General features: G+C 70.3%; 18 protein-coding genes and 2 pseudogenes. 5 read left to right on the forward strand and 15 right to left on the reverse strand.

Annotated features, from left to right (window positions below; genetic code table 11):
- Positions 1-118 precede the first annotated feature (118 nt).
- The 3 genes from ACTWP8_RS05435 to ACTWP8_RS05445 all read left to right on the forward strand — a co-directional run bounded on the left by ACTWP8_RS05435 (position 119) and on the right by ACTWP8_RS05445 (position 1428).
- Positions 119-271, forward strand: coding sequence for a hypothetical protein (locus tag ACTWP8_RS05435; protein WP_443321005.1), 153 nt, complete (start codon positions 119-121; stop codon positions 269-271).
- 81 nt (positions 272-352) lie between these two features.
- On the forward strand, positions 353-979 hold the full coding sequence (locus ACTWP8_RS05440) for a PRC-barrel domain-containing protein (RefSeq protein ID WP_443321006.1): 627 nt from the start codon (positions 353-355) through the stop codon (positions 977-979).
- On the forward strand, positions 979-1428 hold the full coding sequence (locus ACTWP8_RS05445) for a PRC-barrel domain-containing protein (RefSeq protein ID WP_443321007.1): 450 nt from the start codon (positions 979-981) through the stop codon (positions 1426-1428). Before ACTWP8_RS05440 ends, ACTWP8_RS05445 begins: the two co-directional genes overlap by 1 nt.
- 843 nt (positions 1429-2271) lie before the next feature.
- Here the strand turns inward: ACTWP8_RS05445 and ACTWP8_RS05450 are convergent.
- The 14 genes and pseudogenes from ACTWP8_RS05450 to ACTWP8_RS05515 form a co-directional block, all read right to left on the reverse strand.
- Positions 2272-2460, reverse strand: a pseudogene (locus tag ACTWP8_RS05450) (ISAzo13 family transposase); the annotation flags it as partial.
- An 89-nt stretch (positions 2461-2549) separates the two neighbouring features.
- Complete coding sequence (locus ACTWP8_RS05455) at positions 2550-2930, reverse strand: VOC family protein (RefSeq protein WP_443321008.1); 381 nt, start codon at positions 2928-2930, stop codon at positions 2550-2552.
- A gap of 255 nt (positions 2931-3185) precedes the next feature.
- Positions 3186-4037, reverse strand: coding sequence for an SCO6745 family protein (locus tag ACTWP8_RS05460; protein WP_443321009.1), 852 nt, complete (start codon positions 4035-4037; stop codon positions 3186-3188).
- Between the two features lie 369 nt (positions 4038-4406).
- Positions 4407-5270 carry a carbohydrate ABC transporter permease gene (locus ACTWP8_RS05465; RefSeq protein ID WP_443321010.1) on the reverse strand — a complete coding sequence of 288 codons (864 nt, stop codon included), beginning with the start codon at positions 5268-5270 and terminating at the stop codon, positions 4407-4409.
- 119 nt (positions 5271-5389) lie between these two features.
- A complete protein-coding gene (locus ACTWP8_RS05470; protein ID WP_443321011.1) occupies positions 5390-6130 on the reverse strand; it encodes a formyltransferase family protein in 741 nt (246 codons plus the stop codon).
- Positions 6127-9372 carry an amino acid adenylation domain-containing protein gene (locus ACTWP8_RS05475; protein WP_443321012.1) on the reverse strand — a complete coding sequence of 1082 codons (3246 nt, stop codon included), beginning with the start codon at positions 9370-9372 and terminating at the stop codon, positions 6127-6129. Before ACTWP8_RS05475 ends, ACTWP8_RS05470 begins: the two co-directional genes overlap by 4 nt.
- A 187-nt stretch (positions 9373-9559) precedes the next feature.
- Positions 9560-10606: an NAD-dependent epimerase/dehydratase family protein gene (locus ACTWP8_RS05480; RefSeq protein ID WP_443321013.1), complete on the reverse strand. Its 1047-nt coding sequence runs from the start codon at positions 10604-10606 to the stop codon at positions 9560-9562.
- Complete coding sequence (locus tag ACTWP8_RS05485) at positions 10603-12618, reverse strand: fatty acid CoA ligase family protein (protein WP_443321014.1); 2016 nt, start codon at positions 12616-12618, stop codon at positions 10603-10605. Before ACTWP8_RS05485 ends, ACTWP8_RS05480 begins: the two co-directional genes overlap by 4 nt.
- Complete coding sequence (locus ACTWP8_RS05490; RefSeq protein ID WP_443321015.1) at positions 12615-13634, reverse strand: hypothetical protein; 1020 nt, start codon at positions 13632-13634, stop codon at positions 12615-12617. The genes ACTWP8_RS05485 and ACTWP8_RS05490 overlap by 4 nt, the downstream gene beginning before the upstream one ends.
- Positions 13635-13637: 3 nt before the next feature.
- The gene (locus tag ACTWP8_RS05495; protein ID WP_443321016.1) at positions 13638-14702 is read right to left on the reverse strand and encodes a 3-oxoacyl-ACP synthase III family protein; all 1065 of its coding nucleotides are present in this window, start codon (positions 14700-14702) and stop codon (positions 13638-13640) included.
- 391 nt (positions 14703-15093) lie between these two features.
- A complete protein-coding gene (locus tag ACTWP8_RS05500; RefSeq protein WP_443321017.1) occupies positions 15094-16020 on the reverse strand; it encodes a carbohydrate ABC transporter permease in 927 nt (308 codons plus the stop codon).
- A gap of 202 nt (positions 16021-16222) precedes the next feature.
- Positions 16223-17584, reverse strand: a complete 1362-nt coding sequence (locus tag ACTWP8_RS05505; RefSeq protein WP_443321018.1) for an ABC transporter substrate-binding protein — start codon at positions 17582-17584, stop codon at positions 16223-16225.
- 269 nt (positions 17585-17853) lie between these two features.
- Positions 17854-20085 carry a catalase/peroxidase HPI gene (gene katG, locus ACTWP8_RS05510; protein ID WP_443321019.1) on the reverse strand — a complete coding sequence of 744 codons (2232 nt, stop codon included), beginning with the start codon at positions 20083-20085 and terminating at the stop codon, positions 17854-17856.
- Between the two features lie 33 nt (positions 20086-20118).
- Positions 20119-20256 (reverse strand): annotated as a pseudogene (locus ACTWP8_RS05515) (transcriptional repressor); the annotation flags it as partial.
- Positions 20257-20465: 209 nt separating this feature from the next.
- Between ACTWP8_RS05515 and ACTWP8_RS05520 the strand changes: the two are divergent.
- Both ACTWP8_RS05520 and ACTWP8_RS05525 read left to right on the forward strand, forming a co-directional pair.
- Positions 20466-20882, forward strand: a complete 417-nt coding sequence (locus ACTWP8_RS05520; protein ID WP_443321020.1) for a Fur family transcriptional regulator — start codon at positions 20466-20468, stop codon at positions 20880-20882.
- 40 nt (positions 20883-20922) lie between these two features.
- Positions 20923-21750: an amidohydrolase family protein gene (locus tag ACTWP8_RS05525; protein WP_443321021.1), complete on the forward strand. Its 828-nt coding sequence runs from the start codon at positions 20923-20925 to the stop codon at positions 21748-21750.
- Here ACTWP8_RS05525 and ACTWP8_RS05530 read toward each other — a convergent pair.
- Positions 21726-22430 (reverse strand): response regulator, encoded by a 705-nt coding sequence (locus tag ACTWP8_RS05530; RefSeq protein ID WP_443321022.1) that lies wholly within the window; start codon positions 22428-22430, stop codon positions 21726-21728. The two genes, ACTWP8_RS05525 and ACTWP8_RS05530, sit on opposite strands and share 25 nt — an antisense overlap.
- Positions 22431-22447 lie beyond the last annotated feature (17 nt).

The following is a 22447-nucleotide window of genomic DNA, read 5'->3' on the forward strand; positions in this document are numbered from 1 at the left end:
GATCGTTGCGGCAATTGCATGACCGGTTGATATTGACTCCCCGGCCAGGCGGCGATAGCCGCGACACGCGTGGACAGCGTGGCGAGGGTGACCGATCCTGGAAGGGAAGAGGTGCGCTATGGACTGGTGGACTTGGCTCGTCATCGTGGCGGCGATCGTGATCGTGCTGACTCTGTCGACGCTGGTCGTTCAGGCGCGGCGCCGCAGCGGCGGTGTGATCGCGGTGAAGCGACGCGGGCGCTCGGGTGGCCGGATGCGTCGCCTGCGATGACGGGTGGGTGGCTGAGATGAAGGGTGTGAAGCGACGCGGGCGCTCAGGTGGCCGGATGGGTGGCTTGAAATGACTGGTCTGATGCTCGCGACAGAGATCACGAAGCGGCCGGTGGTCACGCTCCACGGAGATGCCGTCGCGCAAGTCAAGGACGTCGTGTTCGACAGCGGGGGCGGGCACATCGTGGGGTTCACGCTCAGCGGGCGCAAGCGGTTCTCGGGCCCGATGAAGCAGAGCTTGCCCTGGACGGGCGTGTACGCCCTGGGCCACGACGCGGTCATGATCGAGAGCGAGGAGCGCTTCGAGGGCCGCACGGACGTCGTGGAACGGTCCGAGGCCAGGAGCGGAGACGTCCTGGAGTCGCGGGTCCTCACCGACCGCGGCACGGACGTGGGCAAGATCGTCGACGTGGTCGTCGACACCGGCACCACCGCGGACGTGGTCGGCTACGAGATCGCTCCCACCGAGGCGCTCGGCCGCAAGGCGCGCACGGTGTTCCTGCCGCGCGCCGAGACCATCGCGGTGTCCGGCGAAGCCCTGGTCGTCCCGGCCGCCGTGACCGAGTACGTCGCCGACGACCTGCCCGCCTTCGAGGAACGCGTGAGGGCCTACCGGGACCGCCCTCGGACGCCCCCGCCTACCCCGCCAACGACCCCGCCCACCTCGCCAACGACCCCGCCAACATCCCCGCCGACGACGGAGATCTGATGCTGTTCAGCCAGACAGAAGGCCGCTCCGTGGTAAGCGTCGCCGACGCGAAATCGGTCGGCGTGGTGGACGCATGCGTCGTCGATCCCGCCGCGGCCCGGGTCGTGGCACTGCGGCTCTACAAGACCAAGGACTCCAAGCGGAACATCCTCACGCTGGCCCGCGCCCGCGCAATCGGCCCCGATGCGGTGATGGTCCCCGACCGCGAGGTCCTCGAGACCGCCGAGGGCTTTCTCGCGGAGCTGTCCGACAAAAGCCACGACTTGCCCGAGAAACGGGTCCTGACCGAACGCGGCGACGAACTCGGCACGGTGTCCGACGTGGACTTCGACCCCGAGACCGGCGCGGTCCTCACCCTGCACACCACGGCCGGGAACCTCGACGGCAAGTCCATGATCGGCATCGGCGGCTACGCCCTGGTGGTCCGCGAGGGCCTGACGCCTTCTTGAGGCGCCTCAAGAAGGCGCCTTCTTGAGACGCCTTCTGGGACACCCGCTTGAGGCGCTGTCTTGTTGGGTCGGGTGTGGGTCGGGTGTGGCTCGGGTTTGGGGGGTGGGGCGGCATGCGGCTCGGCCGGGTGCTGGTTTCGTCTCGCGCCTTCGGCGCAAAGCGGCGGGCTACGGGAAGGGGGAGGGGTGGTCCGGGGTCCGTTTGCGGGCTGGTGGGTGGGTGGTCGGCTGGGGTTCAGGCGGCCTCTGCGGAGATCCTTGTCCGCCTCCCGCTCGTTTCGTCGCCGTCCAGCACATACCCGCCGGTGCGGACGCCCAGGGTGGGCGGGGTGGGCTGAGGTGTTCACGTGCGTGTGCGGGTTGTTGATCCCGGGTTGCCGGGTTGCCGGGTTGCGGGGCAGGGGCGGGGCGGTGGGTCGGTGGGCCGGTGTCCGGTTGGGCGGGACCGGGTCCAAGGGGGCGCGGGCCGGTGTCTCGTTGAGCCGGACAGGGTCTTGAGGGGGCGCTCGGGCCGCGCGGTTGGCCACTCGATGGGGTGACTTGCTGGCTGTGACCTGGTCTGATCACTGTGCGTGAGGGAGAATGGTTGTACGAACTCGCCTAGGGGGCGCGGAGTTCATGAGGGGGATCGGGGGGATCACCGATGGGTGCAGTGAGTGCGGTTGCCGACGCTGGGCTGGCCGAAGCTGGGGTCGTCGAGGCTGGGCTGGCCGAAGCTGGGCCGGGGACGCCGGATGAGTGGGCGGGGTATCTGGCGGGGGCAGTGCCGGGTCCGGAGACCGCCTCGTTGTTGGCGGTGCTGGATGCGGAGAAGCTCTCGGGTGCGGGGCGGATCGACGCGCGTTCGTCCATACCCTTACGCACCGTTGTCTCGCTGACTCCAGCCGCACGCGCGACCGCCCGGATCCCGCCATGTCCCAGGACCCGGGCCTCGGCCCCCATCAGCAGCCGCCGCTGTCGCTCGTCCAGATGCGGGAACAACACCTCAAACTTCACGGCGAGTTGGTGGCAGATCGACTCGGAGACGCGCATACCACACCAACGAGCGGAATCGCGGGAAGCAACAGGTTGATTCTCTGCGAGCCCTTAGGTACCTGGTGCCGAGGCGTGACCGATGAGCATCAGAGTGGGTCGAGGCGGGCCTTGAGCAGGCAGAACTCATTGCCTTCGGGGTCGGTCAGGACATGCCACTGCTCCTCCCCTGTCTGGCCGATGTCGGCCGGGCGCGCACCAAGCCCCAGAAGGCGTTCGAGCTCGGCGTCCTGATCGCGGTCGGTGGCGTTGACGTCGATGTGCAGCCGGGATTTCCCCTTCTCCGGCTCATCCCTGCGACTGAGGATGATCGTCGGCTGCGGACCACCGAACCCTTCGCGCGGCCCGATCTCCACCGAGCCGTCGTCCTCGCGATCGAGCACGACGAAGTCCAGGACCTCGCACCAGAACCGCGCCAGCACCTCAGGGTCGCGGCAACCGAGCACGAGCTCACTGATACGACATGCCATAACGAAACCTGCTCTCAACCTGGGAACTGCCGGGGAGGCCACACGCGAACCTCATGGGGCTCCCGGCAGTGAAAACAACCCCGCGACCGTAGCGGACGAGGCGAGCACGGGCGAAATGATTTCAGGGCCGACCCTGTCCGGGCAGCCGGGCAAGGCCGTTGGCCATGCAGTAGGGAAGCTGACTTTGAGAGACGACCTAGACCGCCCCGCCCGTCCGCTGCCCCTGGGGGCTGCGGTTAGCGAGGGGCGTTTTGTTCAGGCAGGGCGCGGCAGGCCGATGGGGTTGGGGAACGGCAGCACGTTCGCGTCCAGGAGGTGCCGGGCCGGGGCTTCCAAGGCGGTGAGAAGTGTGTCCGCTTCGTGGTCGCGGAGGGGTTGCAGCAGCCGTGCGGCGAGGCGGTCGGTGGTGTCCTCGATGCGGTCCCGTTCTTGGCGGCCCTGTGAGGTGGCTTGTGCCTGTGCGTCCAGCAGGCCGCGGGAGCGCAGCCGGTCCAGGGCGGCTGCCCACTCGGTCTCGCTCCAGCCGCGGTCCAGCCGGATGCTGTCGCTGGGCACCCGGCCGGTGGCGGCGGCGAGGGCGAGGGCCTCAGGGGCATCCAGTCCGTGGTCGGCGAGGGCGGCGGCGTGGGCGTCGCCGCGGAACTCGCGCAGGGCTGTACTGAGTTGCCACAGGCGTTCCACCGGGTCGTCGCGGTCGCACAGCGGGCGGTTGGCGGCGAACAGGGGCCGCGCGAGTGCGGGGGCATCCCCCACCATCGCCGTGAGGGGCGCGGAGAGCCTGGCGGCGTGGTCGTCGATGTCGGGGATCGCCCTGCGCAGTGCCTGGGCGGCGTAGCGAGCGCGGGCGTCGGTGACCTGCTCGGGTGTGACGGTCCGCCACGCCGAGGGCAGGGCACGGGCGACCATTCCGGGGGCGAAGACGGCGAGCGCGGCGGTGGCGGCGCCGGGGCCGACCGGCCCCATGGGAGCCGTACGGGCAGCGAAGTAGCCCATCCAGAAGCCCTTGAGGCCCAGGGCCTTGCCCATCCTGCGGCATTCCTCGTCGAAGTAGATCACCGCATGGAGAGGTTCGGTACGCAGCCACAGGCTGCGGGATTTCGGCTCCATGAGGCCATACGTTATCGCTGCCCGCCGTCGTGCCTTCCTGCTGGGACTGCGGGAGACCCTCGAGAAGCCTCGTCCGTCCCAGCTCAGAAGGCACTTCGGCGTTCCGATCAGGATCCAGGCGCCGTCGCGAACGTGACGTGCGCTTCGGTGACCAGATGGCGGACCGGCCTTGCCAGGGGGCCGTTGTTGACTTTCCAGGCCACGTACAACCGACCATCACTGCCGACACGCGATGCACGCCAGCGGCCTCATGAGGTCGACAGGCAATGTCTTTGAACAGGGGTGTGGCGGCGGGGCGTACGGCCTCCCAGTCGGGCACGCGCCGACCGGGCGGAGAAAGGCGCGCCGCCCGGTCGCGTACCACGGCGGTCATCCCTTGACGGCGCCGCCCAGTGTGAAGCCGCCGCCCAGGCGTCCCGAGATCAACACGTACAGCAGGATCACGGGGGTCGAGTAGAGGATGGAGAAGGCGGCGAGCTGGCCGTAGACGATGGAGCCGTAGTTGCCGAAGAAGGTGAAGATGCTGACCGAGGCGGGGAGTTGATCGGGGGACAGCAGCAGCATGAAGGGGACGAAGAAATTGCCCCACATCATGATGAAGCTGTAGATCGTCACCACCGTCACGCCCGGCCCCATCAGCGGCAGCACGATGCGTACGAGGGTCTGGAAGGCCGAGGCGCCGTCCGTCCAGGCGGCCTCTTCCAGGACGGTCGGGACGCCGTCCATGAAGTTCTTCATGAGCCAGATGGCGAACGGCAGTTGTGAGGTGGCCAGGAAGAACGCGGTGCCCTGCATCGTGTCGATCAGGTCGACCTGGACGAACAGGCCGTAGACCGGGACCATGACCGCGGTGATCGGCAGGCAGGTCGTGAACAGGACCGTCAGCATGTACGGCCGGTTCAGCCGTGAGCGGAAGCGCGACAGCGGGTACGCGGCGAGGGCGGCGCAGGCGACGGTGAGGGCGGTCGCGCCGCCGCACAGCAGCAGGCTGTTGAGCATCGGCGTGAAGGTGATGTCGTCGGTCATCACCGCCGAGAAATTCTCCAGCGTCGGGGACTCGGGCGGCCGGACGCGCAGCGTGGCCTCGCTGTCGACCGAGGCCATGACCAGCCAGAGAAGCGGGATCATGAAGGCGGTGCCGACGGCGAGCAGGGCGGCGTCCGCGGCGAGGCGGCGGCGAGTGATGCGGGTGGGGGCAGTGGGGCGGGTGGGGCGGGTGACGAGGGGGCGCATTTCGCCTCCGTGCGACATCGCTGTTGGGCGGGGCCGTTGTTGGTGCCGTACACGCTGGGTGCGGTACATGAAACCGTCCGTCGCGCCGTTGGGGAAGACGCGGCGGTCGGACTCAACGCTCAGCGCGGGTGTGCCGCGCCGCGCAGTTGGGAGAGGGCGTCGGCGACTTCCGGCACATACGGGGCGGCCACACCGAGATCGGTTGCACGGGCGTACGCGGGATGGCCGGTGTACGCGCTGAGCCGCCGCAGTGCGCGCAGGCCGTAGTAGCCGGGACGGGCGGCGGCAGCGGTGCCGGTGTCGGTGCCGGTTCCCGGCGCGGGTTCGGGGCGCTCCAGGGGCCGGCCGTCCGCTACGGCCTGAAGCGAACTCTGGAAGAGCTGATGGCAGGCCTGCACCCCGCGCAGCAGCACCTGGTGGTAGCGCGCTTCCGGGGCGACCGGGAAGCGCTGCTCCGCCAGTACCCGGCCGGTATCGATGCCTGCGTCCACCTCGTGCAGGGTGGCGCCGTACTCGGGGTCGCCGTTCAGCAGGGCGAAGAGCACGGCGACGGACGGCAGTCCGCGGTGCTGCGGGAGCAGACCGTTGTGGATGTTGTAGATGCGCAGGCCGGTGTCGAGGACCGGGGCGCGGAAGATCATGTGGTTGTTGATGGACCAGACGATGCCGTCGGTGCATTCCGCCGCGAGCCGGTCGGCATGGGCGTTGATATCGGCGACGACCGCATACGGCGCGGACCCCCGCGCCAGGGTCCTCGCGTCCACGGGGGCGTCCGAGCACACCACATCGACCTGGTGACCGGCGGATTGGGCGAATTGCACGGCGCGTACGAGGAGCGAGCCTCGGCCAACGAAGATCATGCCCTGGCCTCCGTCCGACGACCGTTCTGTTCGCCGGCTCGACGGACGGCGGTGCAGACCCGTTCGAGGGTGAGATCGCTGACGAGGTGCTCGAGTTCGTTCATCAACGGTGACTCCTGGCCGGGGGGCAAAACCTCGGAAGCGACGGCGGACAGCATCTCCAGTACGGCCAGGGAGTCGCCGCCGAGCTGCTGGAAGTCGGAGTCGGGGCCGAGCAGTCGGCGATCCACCTGGAGGACGCGGGACCAGATTTCTGCCACCCGGTCCTCGGTCACCTGGTCCTCGGCCAGCTGGGGATCGGTCACCTGGAGTTCGGTCACCTGGGGTTCGGCCAGCTGGGGCGCGCTTGCCGGGGCCTCGACGGTGGACGGGCTGGGTTCCGCAAAGGGATCGGGAAGGGCCGCGAAGTCGACCTTTCCGCTAACTGTGCTGGGCAGGTCGGCGACCGGCACTACGGCCGCGGGCACCAGGTAGGCGGGCAGCTGCGCCGCGAGGTGGTCGCGCAGTACGGGGCCGAGTCCGGGCTCAGTGCCCCCGGGCTCAGTGCCCCCGGGCTCGGCGGCCGAGGCGGCCAGGACGTACGCGCACAGAGCCGGTCCCGCACCGCCCGGACGTGAACGTACGGTCACCGCGGCGCGGCGGACGGCCGGGTGGCCTTCCAGCGCGGTCTCGATCTCGGCGGGCTCGATCCGATGACCGGCGATCTTCACCTGGTCATCGATCCGCCCGACGAACTCGATCCCGCCGTCGGGCAGTCGGCGGCCGAGGTCACCGGTCCGGTAGCGGCGTACCCCGTCCCGCCCGGTCACAAAGCGCTCGGCGTCGAGATCCGGGCGGCCCAGATAGCCGCGAGCCAGCTGGACTCCGGACACCAGGATCTCGCCGACGGCGCCCGCTTCCCCGGCGGCGATCGGCTTGTCCGCGGCCACCAGCTCGACGTGGGCGTACGGTCCGGGGTGCCCGATGGGGATGGCGTGGCCCCGCTCCGTACCGTCCAGCACGTGGGCAAGGCAGGCGACCGTCGCCTCCGTCGGCCCGTAGGCATTGACGATCCGGCAGCCGGGGCCGAAGCGGCTGCGCGCCCGTTCGGCCGCGGTGCGGGTGAACTGCTCGCCGCCGACCAGCAGGTTGCGCAGGGCGCCGCCCGGTCTGAGGTCGAAGCGTTCGATCAGATCGAGATGGGACGGGGTGACGGCGAGGGTGTTGACCCGGACCTCGTGCAGGAGGTTGTGCAGAGCCGCCCGGGTCGGTTCGCCGGGGAGCAGTACGGCGGTGCCGCCGGCCAGCAGCGGCAGGAACAGCGGGAAGCAGGAGATGTCGAAGGCGTAGGAGGACAGGAAGGCGAAGCGTGTGGTGGCGTCGACCCGGCAGAGGTCCGCCGCCCAGCGCAGGAAGCCGACCAGGCTCCGGTGCTCGATCTGTACGCCCTTGGGGGTGCCGGTCGAGCCGGAAGTGTGGATGACGTAGGCGACGCTGTCCGGGTCCGGCTCGGGCAGCCGTACGCGGGGGGCCGGGTCGATGTCCTCGACGGCCAGCACCTGGCACGGCGCTGCTGCCCTGATACGGTCCACGAGGTGACGCTGTGTCAGGCAGATCTGCACGCCTGCGTCGCTCAGTACCTGCCGGATCCGGGCGTCGGGATGGTGCGGGTCCAGCGGCAGGTACGCGGCGCCGGATTTGAGGATGCCCCACAGCCCTGCGATCCCGGCCGGTGAGCGGTCCACGATCAGTCCGACCGGGCTGATGGGGCTGATGGGGCTGAGCCGGCCATCCTCGGCCCGCCGCCCTCCGGGTGGCATGCCGCGGCGCAGCAGTTCGGCGGCCACGGCGTCGGAGGAGCGGTCCAGCTCGGCGTAGCTGATCTCGCCCTCCGGGCCCTCCAGGGCGGGTGCGCCGGGAGTACGGGCCACTTGTTCGCGGAACAGGCGAACCACGGTGGTCCGCGGGGCCGGAGCGGCTGCGGGCGGGGCCGCCGCCGGTGGGGTGGCGGTGCTCGGCTCCTCAAGGGCCGCGACCAGCCGGTCGAGCAGGGCGTCGGCGCGGTCGGCCAGGCCAGTTCCGGAGCCCTGGAAGCCGACGGTCAGCTCGGTGCCCGTGGGTGTCTCGACGGCGACGCAGGAGACCGGTACGAGGGGCGCGTGCACGGGCAGGGCGTAGACCGAGGTTGCGGAGAATCCCGGGGCGGAGCATGCGGCGAGGTCGATCCTGCCCAGATGCGAGACGATCGCCGACGCCAGGTGCCGGTCGCGGCGCTCTGCGGTGGCTCTCCCGGCTCGCAGCAGTGTGGCGACCGCGGGCAGCGGCAGCCGGGCGAGCCCGGACTCGAAGCCGCCGGCCAGTTCGCGGTGTTCCTTCAGGGCGCGGAGCAACTGCGCCTGGGCGGTGCGCCAGTCCTCCCCCGCGCTCAGCCGCAGGAAAACGGGCAGGGTCAGGTTCGCGGTCGAGGACAACTCGGGCCGGTGCCGCCGCAGGTCCACGGGAACCATGATCCGCGCCTCCGCCACGCGGGCGCCGGGCGCGGCGGCGGGCGCGACGGCGGCATCCGCCAGTGCCTGGGCGAGCCGGGCGGTGAGCGCGGGATGGTGACCCGGCAGCGCACGACGTCGCCACAAGGCGCTTCGGGACCCACCCGCCGCCCCATTGGCACCGCGTACGACAAGGTTTCGAACCGCTCCCTGCCCGCCGGGCGCTTCCGGTGCGAGGGGGGACGGCTGGTCGAGCAGCAGGGCGGGCCGGCGGCCGGTCGCTCCGAGCCGGTCGAGCAGGGTGTAGTCGGTCTCCGTGGAGGGCGCGGGGCGTGCGGGCTCACCGCGGAGCGCCCGGAAGACCTCGGTCGCCCAGATCAGCGCGCCGTGCCCGTCCATCACGCCGTGAAAGACGCGGAAGGCCAGCGTGGTCGGCCGCCCGGGCGCGCCGGTCAGCAGCACCACTTCGCAGCTGGGGCCCGTGTCGGGGTCGAGGGCGCAGTCCTGTGACATCGCAGAGTCCGACTCGAGCACCCGTACGCGGGGTGGCAGGGCTGTGTCCCGCCAGGTCCGGCCGTCCCGTACCAGCCGTGAGCCGGGGCACGCGCGGGCGGCGGTCGCCACCGCCGCCCGCAGCTCGTCGGCGTCGGGAGTGCCTTCCCCTTCGACCAGCAGCTGCAGGACCATGTCGGGGCCGAGCCGGCGGGCGGCGAGGTAGAGCCACTCGGTTGGGGAGACCGGGCGCTGCGGGGTTCCCGCTGCCTGTGCTGTGCCCATTGGGCCGGGTTTGCGGGGATCGTGGTGACGAAGTCGTGTCATTCTCAGGTCCTGATTCCCGGCCGGTCCTCCGGCCGACCTCGTTCCGGGGCGGGCCGGTCTGCTCCGGCCGATCTTGTTCCGGGGGCGGGCCGGTTCGTTCCGGCCGATCTCGTTCCGGGGCCGGGTCGGTCCGCTCCGGCCGGTCTCAGCGCACAGCGCGTACGAATGCCTCTGGGCCGCCGATCGACTCGACCCAGGCCGCCAGCTGTCGCAGCCCGTGGTCCTGGTCCGTCGTCGGCGCGTAGCCGAAGTCCCGCTCGGCCGCCCCCGTGTCGTAGGTGCTGGAACGGGTGAGGAGCGCCACCGCGTACCGGCTGAGCGGCGGGGACTGGCGGTTCGCCAACTGGGGAAGGCGCCAGAGCTGTTCCACGGCCTCCACCAGGGCATCCCTGAGCAGTGGCGGGACCCTGCGGGTCGGCGGCCTTCCGCCGAACAGAGCCGCTAGGCGGGCCAGGAAGGCCCACAGGTCGGTCTTCTCCCGGTCGGTGATGAAATAGGCTCGGCCGCCCACTCGTTCGGCCGGCGCCTCGGCTGCCCTCAAGGAGGCCGCCACCGCGTTGTCGCAGTGGCACAGCGACACCATGACCTGTTTGCCCCCGGAGAGGTCCGGCAGTTTCCCGGCCATCATCTTGGCCACCATCCGCGGCAGGAAGCCGGAGTGGTCGCGCGGTCCCCAGATGCCGCGGGGGCGAAGGGCGCAGGTGGTGAAGCCCGGTTCGTCCGCGGCCAGGACCAGCGTTTCGGCAGCGGCCTTGGTCTCCGAGTAGAGGTTGAAGTAGCGGTCCGGGTACGGGGTGCTCTCATCGATGTCGAACCGGTCGCCCTCACCGACCCGCATCAGCGCGCTGGGGCTGCTGATGAAGACGAACCGCCGTGCCCCCGCGCGCCGGGCGGCCTCCAGCAGCCGCTCCGTGCCCAGCACGTTGGCGTCCCAGAACTGGGCGCGGGTGCCGAAGTCGACCACCCGGGCGGCGCTGTGGTGCACGACATCGACGCCCTCGGCGGCGCGGCCCAGCGACTCGGGATCGCCGAGGTCGCCGTACACCAGCTCCAGGCCGGGTACGGACGAGCGCAGCCGGCTGATGTCGCTGCCCTGCCGCACGAGGGCGCGTACCTGGTAGCCCTCCCGTACGCAGGCGTCCACGATGTGGCCTCCGAGGAACCCGGAGGCGCCGGTGACGAGGACCTTCACGAGGCAACCCGCCGACCGGGGAGGGACGTTGCGGCTGAGGGCAGCAACCGCCACCAGGTCGCCCCGTACAGCATGGTGAGCCACACCGTCGCCGCGGTACCGCGTCCGGCGGCCCGGCCGCGCGGCAGGGCCTTCGGGATCTGCGCGGCGTGCACCACCACGCTGAGGAAGGCGTCGATCCACCACAGCACCTGGAGTACGGGGGACTGGAACGGGTGGATCAACCCTGCAAGGAGGTAGGCCCAGCCGGCCAGGGGGATCGCGCGCAGGGCGGCCTGACGCCACCGGGCCCGTGCCCGTGCCCGGAACTGCGAGCCGGCCGCGCCGCCCTCCGGCGAGAGCTGCCTCGTGGCCCAGCGGGCCAACTCCTCGCGGCCGATCTTGGCGTTGTGCCGGACGTCGACGGGGAAGGCGGGATGGCGCAGAAAGTCCCGCACCTGCTCGGTCAGCGCCTGGCCTGCGGCGAGGCGGCGCAGCTCGGGCAGCAGCTGCTGCCACTGCTCCTCATCCACCCCGGGCTCGGTTTCCACGCACAGTACGGGTCGCTGGGCGCCGGGCTCGCCGATGCCCACCAGCGCGGTGCGGCGGACCAGGGGGTGGGCGTTGAACACGCCTTCGCAGCGCACGGTGTGCAGCTCGCCCTCGGGGGTATGAACCCGCTGGCTGCGGCGGCCGCAGAACCACAGCCGGCCCGTCTCGTCGAGGTATCCCAGGTCGCCGGTGCGGTGCCACACCGTATTTCCCTGGTCGCTGGTGAGGATTTTGTGCTGGGCGTCGGCGTCGGGAGCGGCGTGGTACCGGCGGCTGACCGAGTCGCCCGACACCACGATCTCGCCGACCTGGCCGGGGGCGACCTGCTGTGCCGCCTCCCAACGCGGTACGGGTGCATCGGTCGTGCGGATGATCCGTACGTCGGTGCCCGGCAGCGGTCGGCCCACGCAGCTGCCGTCGCCCAGTGCGCCGCGCGCCGCCGTCTCCTCCAGCACCTCGGCGGACTCGATGGAGGAGATCGGCAGCACCTCGGTGGCGCCGTAGGTCACATGGATATCGGCCTTCTCGTCCAGCACGGTGCGCAGCGTGGCGACCACGTCCGGGGGGACCGGGGCCCCGCCGGACACCACACAGTGCAGGGCGGGCAGGTCCGTGGGATGGAGGGTCAGGTGGTCGCCGAGGACCCGCAGCAGCGCGGGGGAGGCGAACATGGTGGACACCTCGAACCGGGCAAGTGCCCTCACCAGAGCGGTTGGTTCGGCGCGCGCGACCTTGGCGGGGGCGACGGGCGCGAGCACGAGGGTGGAGCCGAAGACCAGGTCGAGCATGCCGTAGAGGGGCAGGGTCACCAGCGAGACGTCGTCGCGGCTGCGCCCGTGGACGGACCGGACCCCATCGGCCATCGCGGCAGCCATACGGTGGGTGTACTCGACGCCCTTCGCCGGGCCTGTGCTGCCCGTGGTGAAGCCGATCATCATCAGGTCGTCGGCGGCCGGGCGGTTTTCGCTGATCGGGCAGTCGCCGTCGGGCAGGCCGTCACCGTTGGGCAGGCCGTCACCGTTGGGCAGGCCATGCAGGGTGTGTCCGCCCCAGAACCAGCGTCGGCCCAGGGTCACCCGGATACGAGTGCGGGCAAAAGTACGGCGGCTGAGCACCCGTACGGCGTGGGCCGGCGGTGGGCCGATGAACGCCTCCGCCCCCACCGCGCGGTAGCAGTGCAGCATCCGCTTCACGCCCATGCCCGGGTCCACGACGACGGGTACGGCGCCGATCCGGAACAGAGCGAAGGCCAGCGCGAAGAGGTCGGGTCCGGGGGACGCCATCAGGACGGTCTTCGTCCCCTTGGCGATCCCGATCCGGGTGAAGCCGGCCGCCAGCTCCTCGACCCGGGACTGCAGTGCGCCATAGGTGAGTTCGTGGTAGCGGACGCCATCGGGGTCTCGTCCGTCGGGGTGGATGATGGCGGTCTTGCCGGGGAAGTCGCGGGCGTTGCATTCCAGGTATTCGGCGAGCGAGGTCATGGCTGCGCCCTCACCGCCCCCGCGAGGCCGGGGTCGGGGACCGGGACGGGCGGGCGGTAGCTCGCGCAGGCTGCGCTGAGCCCGGCGCCCGCGGTGACGAAGAGCAGTTGCTCGTGGGGATGCGTACCGGCCTGCAGAAAGCCCAGAACCGGTGCGGCGGTGTGCGGTAGCGCCTCACCGTCCTGCGGGCGGTTGACGACATCCGACGGGTCCAGGCCGAGGCGCTCGGCGAGCCGGGAGGCGAAGTCGGGGGTGGGCCGGGAGCACACCAGCAGCGTCCGCGTCAGGTCGAGTCCCTCCTCACGTACGTACTCCGCGACCAGTCCCGCGGTGAGGTCGAGCAGCCGCTCCACCCAGCCGGCGTCCCTGCTCACGGTGATCTGCTGCCGCCCCTCGAGGCCCATGGCCGCCGTGTCGAGGTACCCGGCGGCGTCTGATGCCCCGCCCGCGTTGCGCAACCGGACCGGGCCGAAGCCGGTGCCGGGCTCGGTGGAGCGCTCAAGGAGCAGGGCCGCGCCCAGGTCCGCGTACGGGTAGTCGGCGTGCTGGGTGCCCTGCCCGCTCGGGTGGACGTCGGCGGCGGTGATCAGGACCCGCTCGGTGCTGCCGGTGCTCAGCAGCGCCTGGGCCACCTGTACGGCGTTGAGCACCCCGCAGGCGCCGTTCATGAGGTCGAAGGAGAAACCGGCGCCGGGTACGGGGCGGGCGAGGTAGTCCAGGTTGATACCCGCCCGCTTCTGCACCAGGGCCCCGATGGCGGGCTCGAACATGTTGGATTCGCGGTAGACGCCGACGTTGACCAGTACGCCGACGGCGTCAGGCGAGAGCCCGGCAGTTGCCAGGCAGTCCTGCGCCGCGCGGCCCGCGAGCAGCCCGGGGAGACCGGAGGCGTCGCCGGGCACTGTGTTGCCGGGCTTGCTGCCGATGGGCTCTGTGCTGCCGGGCTCGCTGTCGATGGGCTCCCTGTCGCCGGGTTGCGGCGAGGCGATCGAGGCGGCCTTGATGACGGTGGCCATGCTTCACACCCCCATGGTGGAGATCGTCGCGGACAGGGCGCCGACGACCACGCCGGAAGCGGCGGGTACCAGAAGGAACTTGGCGCCGCGGCGGGCGGTTCCGGCCTTCAGATGCCGGCTGAGTGCCAGGAAGTGGGAGGTGGTTGCGGTGTTGCCGAACTCCTCCACGACCGCGAGGGATTCCGGCATGGGGGTCTTGAACTCGGCCTCGCCCGTACGGTTGACGAACTCGATGAAGCGGGTGCCGACCTGGTGCTGGACGATGTAGTCGAAATTCTCGTCGGCGAAGGTCCGGCCGTACTTGGCCAGCAGATCACCGTGGAAGCCGGGCCACAGCCGAAGCCGGTCCTCCTTGTGCATCTGCTTGTTGTCCGTGTAGAGCGCGATGCCCTCGGTCCGGTCGCTGGGCATGCCGAGGCACAGATGCGAGTACTCGGAGCAGGTCATCAGCTCGACGTAGTGGATACGGTCGGTCTCGTCGACCGACTCGTCGAGGAGGACCGCCACGGCGGAGTCGCCCACCGACAGCGAGGCGAACTGAGGGTCGTAGGTGTCGGCGATCTCGGCGGCGGCGGTCTCGGCGACCTTGGTCGCCTGCTCGCCGCTCACCACCAGGCCGTTGCGGACCACCCCGGCCCGGATCATCCGGTCCAGCAGATAGACGCCCGTCATCATCCCGGCGCAGGCGTTGGACACATCGAAGGTGATGGCTGAGCGGGCACCCAGCTCGGCAGCGAGCATCGTGGCGAACGAGGGCTCGAAGTAGAAGCGGCCGCCGTCCTTGTACCGGGTGATGGATGCGGATATGACCACATCCAACTCGGCAGCCTCGTAGCGGGAGTTGGAGAGGCAGTCCAGAGCGGCCCTGACCGCGAGACCGTAGGAGTCCTCGCCCGCTTCCGGCCGTGGGTCGTACACCCTGCGCTCCGTCACGCCTGTGATCCGCTGCAGGTCTAATTCCGGCACGGCGGTCACTTGGGCGACGAGGTCCGGAGTCGGTAGCACGGTAGGCGGCAGATACGCCCCCAGCGCCTCGAAACGGCTGCTCCGTGCGGCGGTCGTGGTCATCGTTCCTCTCCTTGAGTCCTTGCCGAGAGTGCATGCCGAGAGCCCGTGCCGAGCGGCGATCCCCCCGTGCCGAGCGGCGATCCCCCCATGCCGAGCGGCGAGCCCGATGCCGAACGGCCATCCCCCTTGCGTCAGCGATCCCCAGGCCGACCGGCGACCCTCGAGCGGGCAGGCCGAGTCAGCCGCGCCGATGGCACGGCTGGATTACTGGCAGGACAAAGCTGTTGATACGGCGGACATGGCCGCGAACCGGCCGGCTCCGTTGCCGGCGCGCGCTCCTTACTCCACGCTCGGGTCTGCACCCTCGGCGGAGTTCCCCCTCGGCCGTAGTCGGTAAGTTACCCCAACGTAGTTACCGCCGTCATATGTGTCAGGAAATGCGAGGGCGGGTTCACACCTCCGTACGGAGCAGGCGTAGGTAGACCGCCGAGAACAGCGCGCCGACCAGGAGCAGGAGCAGCGCGACCGCCGTGCCGTAGCCGATCAGGCTCTTCAGGAACGCCTGGTCGTACATGAACACCGGCAGCGTCTGGCTGCGGTTGCCCGGGCCGCCGCGGGTCATGGCCCAGATGAGGCCGAAGACCGACAGCGTCTGGAGGGTGTTGAGCATGAGGTTGGTGCCGATGGAGCGGCGGATCATCGGCAGCGTGATGTGCCACAGCCGCCGGGGGCCGCGTGCGCCGTCGACCTCCGCCGCCTCGGTGATCTCGTTCGGGATCTCGGACAGCGCGGCGGAGTAGACCAGCATCGAAAACGCCGTGCCGCGCCAGACGTTCGCGAAGGACACGGCGAGGATGGGGAGCGTGAACAGCCAGTTCTGGCTGGGGAGATGGAGCCAGTCCAGGATCGCGTTCAGGGTGGCCTCGCGGCGGAAGAAGGCGTAGAGGAGGAAGCCCGCCACGATCTCGGGCAGCACCCAGGCGGCGATGACGATCGCGCCGGTGAGGGTACGGACCGGCTTCGAGGCACGCTGCAACAGGCCCGCGAGCGCGAGGCCCAGAGTGTTCTGGCCGAGGACCGACGAGATGAAGGTGAAGACGAGGGTCAGGACGACGGCGTTGCGGAAGTCGTCGTCGGCGAAGGCGCGCCGGAAGTTGTCCAGGCCGACGAAGTCGGCGGACGACGAGCCGGTCAGCTGCATGTTGGTGAAGGCGATGTAGATGCAGTAGCCGATGGGCCCGCCGAGGAAGAGCACCAGCAGGAGGGTGGCGGGCGCGAGCGGCAGCCAGCGCAGCGGACTGGGCTTGCGCGGCGGACGGGGACGGTCCGGGTCCGCCGCCTTCCCGGAGGCTGCCACCTTGGCGGTCGCGGTGCCCATCAGGACGTGTTCACCACGGCGCTGTGGGTGGTGGGCTTCGGCCTGGCTGTGCCCATCAAGGCTGTGCTCACCGGTGTTGTGCTCACCGGTGTTGTGCCCATCAGAGCTGTGCCCATCAAGGCTGTGCTCCCCAGAGCTATGCTCCCCAGGGTTGTGCTCACCAAGGCTGAGCTCGTCAAGGCTGTGCTCACCAGGGTTGTCCTCATGAGGACCTGTTCACCACCGCGCCGTCGGTCATGGACTTCAGCTGCTCGTCGTAGGACTTCGCTGCCTCGTCGGGCGAGGCGTCACCCGTGGTGACCGACTCCATGGCCTCGCCGATGGCCGTGGAGACCTGCGGGTAGACCGGGAGGGCCGGGCGGTAGTGGGTGAACTCCACAAGCTCGGTGAAGAAGTCGATGCCCGGCATGGACTTGAGGTACTTCGGGTCGGCTGCGACGTCCTTGCGGACCGCGATCTGCGCGTTGACCACGTCCCACTCGACCGCGTTCTCCTTCGTCTGGAGCGTCTCGACGAACTTCCAGGCGAGGTCGGGGTTGTTGGCCTTGGCGGGGATCGCCCAGGTCCAGCCGCCGGACATGCTGACCTTTCCGGGCGCCTGCCCCTTCTGGGTCGGCATCGGCGCCTGGCCCAGCACCTTGGACCACTCGGGCCACGGCTTGCCGCCGGACTTCAGCCACTGCTGCCCGATCCAGGAGCCGTCGAGGTTGATCGCGAGCTTGCCCTCGGGCAGCAGCTCGGTGGCCACATGGGTGTTGATGTTGGGGTCGAGGGCGTCCGAGCGGTCCGGGCCGAGCTTCTCGGCGTACACGGTCCGTACGAAGTCCAGGGAGTCGCGGAAGCCCTGGCCGCCTGCCACCCACTTCTTGGCCTTCGGGTCGTAGAGCGGGTCAGCACCCGTGCCGTACAGCAGCATCTCGAAGCCCTGCATGGCCGCGACCTCGCCGGGGGCCTTGCCGGTGTAGACGTTCAGCGGGATGACGCCGGGCACCTTCTTCTTGATGGTGCGGGCCGCCTCGAGGATCTCGTCCCAGTTCTTCGGCTGCCAGTCGGCTGGCAGCCCGGCTTTGGCGAAGATCTCCTTGTTGAACCACAGGCCGCGGGTGTCGGTGCCGTCCGGCACGCCGTACGTCTTGCCGTCCTCCGCCTTGGCCGCCGTCTTCGCCGTGTCGACGAACGTGTCCCAGGTGGCCCAGGACTTGAGGTAGGCGTCGAGCGGGCGCAGATAGCCGGCCTTGATGTCGGAGTTGATGCGGAAGGTGTCCTCGTAGACCAGGTCGGGGGCGGTCTTCGGGGAGCGCATCATCTGCTGGACCTTGGTGGCGTAGTCGTTGTCCGGCGCCTGGATCGGGACGAGCTCCACCTTCTTGCCGGGGTTCGCCTTCTCGAACTCCTGCTTCGCCTCGGACAGTTGGCTGTCCTTGAAGCGGATCTTGTTGTCGGTGCTGCGGTTGTAGGCGACCTTCACGGTGTCGGGGTCGCTGCCGGAGCCGCCACCGCACGCGGTGAGTGCGGTGGCGGCGAGGACACCGGAGAGGATGATCAGCGGGGCGGTGGGGCGCACGGCACGACCTCCTGTGGAGCACCGGAATGGGGGTGCCGGTTGAACGTACGAGCGCCTGAACGGCCGGTCAATGCCTGTGGATATCCCCTCGTCAGATCCGTGACAACGTTGTTATGCGGGCCCGTCGGCCCTGGTCTCGGGCGAGGATCCGGCGGGCGATGTTGAGACCCTTCCCGGCTGAGGACGTCCAGGTCGGCCGGCGCGGGCCGACCTGGACGTCATGATCAGGCGAGTCAGTCGGGTCAGGCGATTCAGACGAATCAGTCGGGTCAGACGAGGTCGAACCGGTCGAGGTTCATCACCTTGTTCCACGCCGCGACGAAGTCGTTCACGAACTTCTCCTTCGCGTCATCGCTCGCGTAGACCTCCGCGAGCGCGCGCAGTTCGGAGTTCGACCCGAAGACGAGGTCGGCACGGCTGCCGGTCCACTTGACCTCGCCCGTGGCGGCGTCGCGACCCTCGAACGTGTTCGCGTCCTCGGACGTCGCCTTCCACGTCGTGCCCAGGTCGAGCAGGTTGACGAAGAAGTCGTTGGTCAAGGATCCGGGGCTCGTGGTGAAGACGCCGAGCGGCGACTGCTGGTGGTTCGCGCCCAGGACGCGGAGGCCACCGACGAGGACCGTCATCTCGGGGGCGCTCAGGGTCAGCAGGTTCGCCCGGTCGAGCAGCAGGTACTCGGCCGGCAGCCGGTTGCCCTTCCCGAGGTAGTTGCGGAACCCGTCGGCGGTCGGCTCGAGCGCGGCGAAGGACTCCACGTCGGTCTGCTCCTGCGACGCGTCCGCGCGGCCCGGCGTGAAGGGGACCTCGACGTCGAAGCCGGCGCCCTTGGCGGCCTGCTCGACGGCCGCACCGCCGGCGAGCACGATCAGGTCGGCGAGCGAGACCTGCTTGCCGCCGGTCTGGGCGGAGTTGAAGGACTGCTGGATCCCTTCCAGGGTGCGCAGCACCGTCGCCAGCTGGTCGGGGTCGTTGACCTCCCACCCGCTCTGCGGCTCGAGGCGGATGCGCGCACCATTGGCGCCGCCGCGCTTGTCGCTGCCCCGGAAGGACGAGGCCGAGGCCCATGCGGTGGACACGAGCTGGGACACCGACAAACCGGAGGCGAGGATCTGGCCCTTGAGGGAGGCGATGTCCCCGGCGTCGACGAGCTCGTGCGTCACCGCGGGGAGGGGGTCCTGCCACAGCAGCGTCTCGGTCGGGACCTCCGGGCCGAGGTAGCGCACGATCGGGCCCATGTCGCGGTGGGTCAGCTTGAACCACGCCCGGGCGAAGGCGTCCGCGAACTCGTCGGGGTTCTCGAGGAAGCGCCGCGAGATCTGCTCGTAGGCCGGGTCGAACCGGAGCGAGAGGTCGGTCGTCAGCATCGTCGGGGCGTGGCTCTTCGACGCGTCGTGGGCGTCGGGGACGGTGCCCGTTCCGGCGCCGTCCTTCGGCCTCCACTGGTGCGCGCCGGCGGGGCTCTTGAACAGCTCCCACTCGTAGCCGAACAGGATCTCGAAGAAGCTGTTGTCCCAGGTGATCGGGGTGTTCGTCCAAATCCCCTCGAGACCGCTGGTGATCGTGTCGCCGCCCTTGCCGGTGCCGTGGCTGTTCTTCCAGCCGAGGCCCTGCTCCTCGATCGGGGCGGCCTCGGGGTCGGGGCCGACAGCGTCCGCCGGGCCCGCGCCGTGGGTCTTGCCGAAGGTGTGGCCGCCTGCGATCAGGGCGACCGTCTCCTCGTCGTTCATCGCCATCCGGCGGAACGTCTCACGGATGTCGCGGGCCGCGGCGATCGGGTCCGGGTTGCCGTTCGGGCCTTCCGGGTTGACGTAGATGAGGCCCATCTGGACCGCGCCGAGGGGATTCTCCAGCTCCCGGTCGCCGGTGTAGCGCTCGTCGCCGAGCCAGGTGGTCTCGGGACCCCAGTAGACGTCCTCGTCGGGCTCCCAGACGTCCGCACGACCGCCGCCGAAGCCGAAGGTCTTGAAGCCCATCGACTCCAGGGCGACATTCCCGGCGAGAATCATGAGGTCGGCCCACGAGAGGCTCTGACCGTACTTCTTCTTGACCGGCCACAGCAGGCGGCGAGCCTTGTCGAGGTTCCCGTTGTCCGGCCAGCTGTTGAGGGGGGCGAAGCGCTGCTGGCCGGCCCCGCCGCCGCCGCGGCCGTCGCTGATCCGGTAGGTGCCCGCGCTGTGCCACGCCATCCGGATCATGAACGGGCCGTAGTGGCCGAAGTCGGCGGGCCACCAGTCCTGCGAGGTCGTCAGCACCTCCGCGATGTCCCGCTTCACCGCCGGAAGGTCGAGGGTCTTGAATGCCTCGGCGTAGTCGAACTCCTCGCCCAGGGGGTCGGCCACGGCGGGGTTCTTGGCCAGGATCTTCAGGTTGAGCCGCTCCGGCCACCACTGGCGGTTTCCGCCGCCCTGAGTCGGGTGCGGGGCGCGCCCGTGCGCGACCGGGCAGCCGCCTCCGCCCTCCGTCTTCGCGTCTGTGACGATTGCTTCATGGTTCTCAGACATGGGAACCCTTCCGGACTAGGTGGATCACGGTGCTCAGGAACTGCGGGCGGTGGAACAGCCGGGGCACAAGCCCCGGTTGATGACCTCGGCCTCGTCGATCGAGAAGCCGCGGTCGTCGGACGCGGTCAGGCAGGGGGCCTCGCCGACCGCGCGGTCGATGTCGGCCACGGCAACAGGGATGCGCACGCGGTTGACGTGGGTAGGCGAGCGTCGGCGGCCCGGTGCTCCCGTCTGCTGAACCGTCACGTCCTTTCCCCGCTGTTGCCCTGTCCCTTGGCTGTCGCCGGAACCGATCCTACGATGGACTAAATCCAAGTCAATACGAGAACCAGACCCATACGAATTCATTCGTCAGACGATGCACTGTTAGGCTGGTGGCCATGAGTGACCTGCTGGAACGACTTCGCGGACGTGGCTGGCGGATGACCGCCCAGCGCCGGGTTGTCGCCGAGGTACTCGACGGCGAGCACGTCCACCTCACCGCGGACGAGGTGCTCGCGCGCGCCACCGCCCGGCTGCCGGAGGTCTCCCGCGCGACCGTCTACAACACCCTCGGTGAGCTCGTCGCGCTCGGCGAGGTGATCGAGGTGGCCACCGATGGCCGCGCCAAGCGCTACGACCCGAACGCCCACCGCCCCCACCACCACTTGGTGTGCTCGCGCTGCGGCGCCATCCGTGACGTCCACCCCAGTGGCGACCCACTGGCCGATCTGCCCGCCTCCGAGCGGTTCGGCTTCACTGTCTCCGATGTCGAGGTGACCTACCGGGGCCTGTGCCCCGACTGCGCCCGCGCCTGAACCGGCACCTGTCCACCGCGGACCGGGTACCGGGTGGCGGTTGCCATGTCGCGTTCTCGCGGGGTGCGCCGAGGGCAGCGCCCCCGGCGCAGCCTCCCTACCCGTTCGGGGCAGTATCCGCCGCCTCGTTGCTGGCGGCTGGCTCCGCGTCGACGAGGAGCTCGCGGTCACGCTCATCCACGCCACGGCACGTGGCGCCGTGCTCACCTGGCTGTCCCTGCCCGAAGACCGTATGCCGGAGAAGATACGGCTCGTAGGTCTCGAGGAGCACGTCGCCTTGCCGGAATTGCTCGATGCCCGGGCGCGGGCGGGGGTGCCGCGGATCCCGCAGCTGGGCTACGGCGACGAGCCGTTCGCGCAGCGGCTGCGGGACGCCGGCGATCGGCGCCTGGCCGACAGGGACGATCAGGGCGTGGACGTCGCGGTGCTGTCCCTGGTCTCACCGGGCGTGCAGGACCTCGCGGCGACGGACTCCGGGAGCGTCCGCCACCGCGAGGCGAACGACGCGCTCGCCGAGATCGTCGCCGGCCACCCGGAGCGGTTCCAGGCGCTTGCGGCCACCCCGACACCGGTACCCGAAGCCGCCGTTGAGGAACTGGAACGCGCGATCATGCAGCTCGGCTTCCGCGGCGCGATGCTGTACGGGCGCACGGGGGACAGGCTGGCCGATGCACCGGAGTTCGACGACCTCTACGCAGCCGCCGAGCGACTCCGGGTGGCCCCTGCATGTCCACCCGCAGACCCCCGTGCAGTCGGTCCTGGACGCGTACTACTCAGGGTTGGGCGGCGTCGGCATGGGGCCGGCCACCGCGGGGCTGGGCGCGGCCGAGCCCGAGGCCCGGCTCAGCGCAGGCTCAACCAGCGGTAGCAGAGCTCTGGGCGGCCGATCTGGCCGTACTGCGGGCTGCGTTCGGCCCGGCCCGCGCCCACCAGGTGCTCCAGGTAGCGGCGTGCCGTAATGCGCGAGATGCCCACCGTCTCGCCCGCCGTGCTCGCGGTGATGCCCTGGGGGCCCGCGTCGCGCAGCGCCCGCGTCACCGCCTCCAGGGTCGGGCCGCTCAACCCCTTGGGCAATGCGGCCGGTTGGGGCGAACGCAGGGCGGCGAGCGCGCGGTCCACCTCGTCCTGGCCGCTCGCCTCGCCCGCGGTCGCGCGGAACTCGGCGTAGCGGACGAGCCGGTCGCGCAGGGTCGCGAAGGTGAATGGCTTCAGCACGTACTGCACGACCCCGAGCGAGACGCCCTCGCGCACCACGGCCAGGTCGCGGGCCGAGGTCACCGCGATCACATCGGCCGCGTGCCCGGCCGCGCGCAGCGACCTCACGAGCTGCAGCCCGTGGCCATCGGGCAAGTAGAGGTCCAGGAGCAGCAGATCCACGGGCTCACGCTCGAGATGGCGCTGCGCCTCGCCGCCGGAGTGCGCGGTTCCGGCGACCGTGAAGCCCGGCACCCGCCCGACGTAGAGCGCGTGCGCGTCGGCCGCGACCGGGTCGTCCTCGACGACGAGTACGCGGATGGGCGGGCGGGCCGCCGTCGTCCGGTGGGTCACGTGCCCGCCCCCGTCCG

The sequence above is a fragment of the Streptomyces sp. 7N604 genome, assembly GCF_052245475.1.
Classification (GTDB): Bacteria; Actinomycetota; Actinomycetes; order Streptomycetales; family Streptomycetaceae; genus Streptomyces.

Excerpts from the sequence above, each read along its gene's own strand:
- ACTWP8_RS05435 (WP_443321005.1), top strand. The coding sequence starts at position 119 with ATGGACTGGTGGACTTGGCTCGTCATCGTGGCGGCGATCGTGATCGTG.
- ACTWP8_RS05440 (WP_443321006.1), top strand. The coding sequence starts at position 353 with ATGCTCGCGACAGAGATCACGAAGCGGCCGGTGGTCACGCTCCACGGA.
- ACTWP8_RS05445 (WP_443321007.1), top strand. The coding sequence starts at position 979 with ATGCTGTTCAGCCAGACAGAAGGCCGCTCCGTGGTAAGCGTCGCCGAC.
- ACTWP8_RS05455 (WP_443321008.1), bottom strand. The coding sequence starts at position 2,930 with ATGGCATGTCGTATCAGTGAGCTCGTGCTCGGTTGCCGCGACCCTGAG.
- ACTWP8_RS05460 (WP_443321009.1), bottom strand. The coding sequence starts at position 4,037 with ATGGAGCCGAAATCCCGCAGCCTGTGGCTGCGTACCGAACCTCTCCAT.
- ACTWP8_RS05465 (WP_443321010.1), bottom strand. The coding sequence starts at position 5,270 with ATGCGCCCCCTCGTCACCCGCCCCACCCGCCCCACTGCCCCCACCCGC.
- ACTWP8_RS05470 (WP_443321011.1), bottom strand. The coding sequence starts at position 6,130 with ATGATCTTCGTTGGCCGAGGCTCGCTCCTCGTACGCGCCGTGCAATTC.
- ACTWP8_RS05475 (WP_443321012.1), bottom strand. The coding sequence starts at position 9,372 with ATGGGCACAGCACAGGCAGCGGGAACCCCGCAGCGCCCGGTCTCCCCA.
- ACTWP8_RS05485 (WP_443321014.1), bottom strand. The coding sequence starts at position 12,618 with ATGACCTCGCTCGCCGAATACCTGGAATGCAACGCCCGCGACTTCCCC.
- ACTWP8_RS05490 (WP_443321015.1), bottom strand. The coding sequence starts at position 13,634 with ATGGCCACCGTCATCAAGGCCGCCTCGATCGCCTCGCCGCAACCCGGC.
- ACTWP8_RS05495 (WP_443321016.1), bottom strand. The coding sequence starts at position 14,702 with ATGACCACGACCGCCGCACGGAGCAGCCGTTTCGAGGCGCTGGGGGCG.
- ACTWP8_RS05500 (WP_443321017.1), bottom strand. The coding sequence starts at position 16,020 with ATGGGCACCGCGACCGCCAAGGTGGCAGCCTCCGGGAAGGCGGCGGAC.
- katG (WP_443321019.1), bottom strand. The coding sequence starts at position 20,085 with ATGTCTGAGAACCATGAAGCAATCGTCACAGACGCGAAGACGGAGGGC.
- ACTWP8_RS05520 (WP_443321020.1), top strand. The coding sequence starts at position 20,466 with ATGAGTGACCTGCTGGAACGACTTCGCGGACGTGGCTGGCGGATGACC.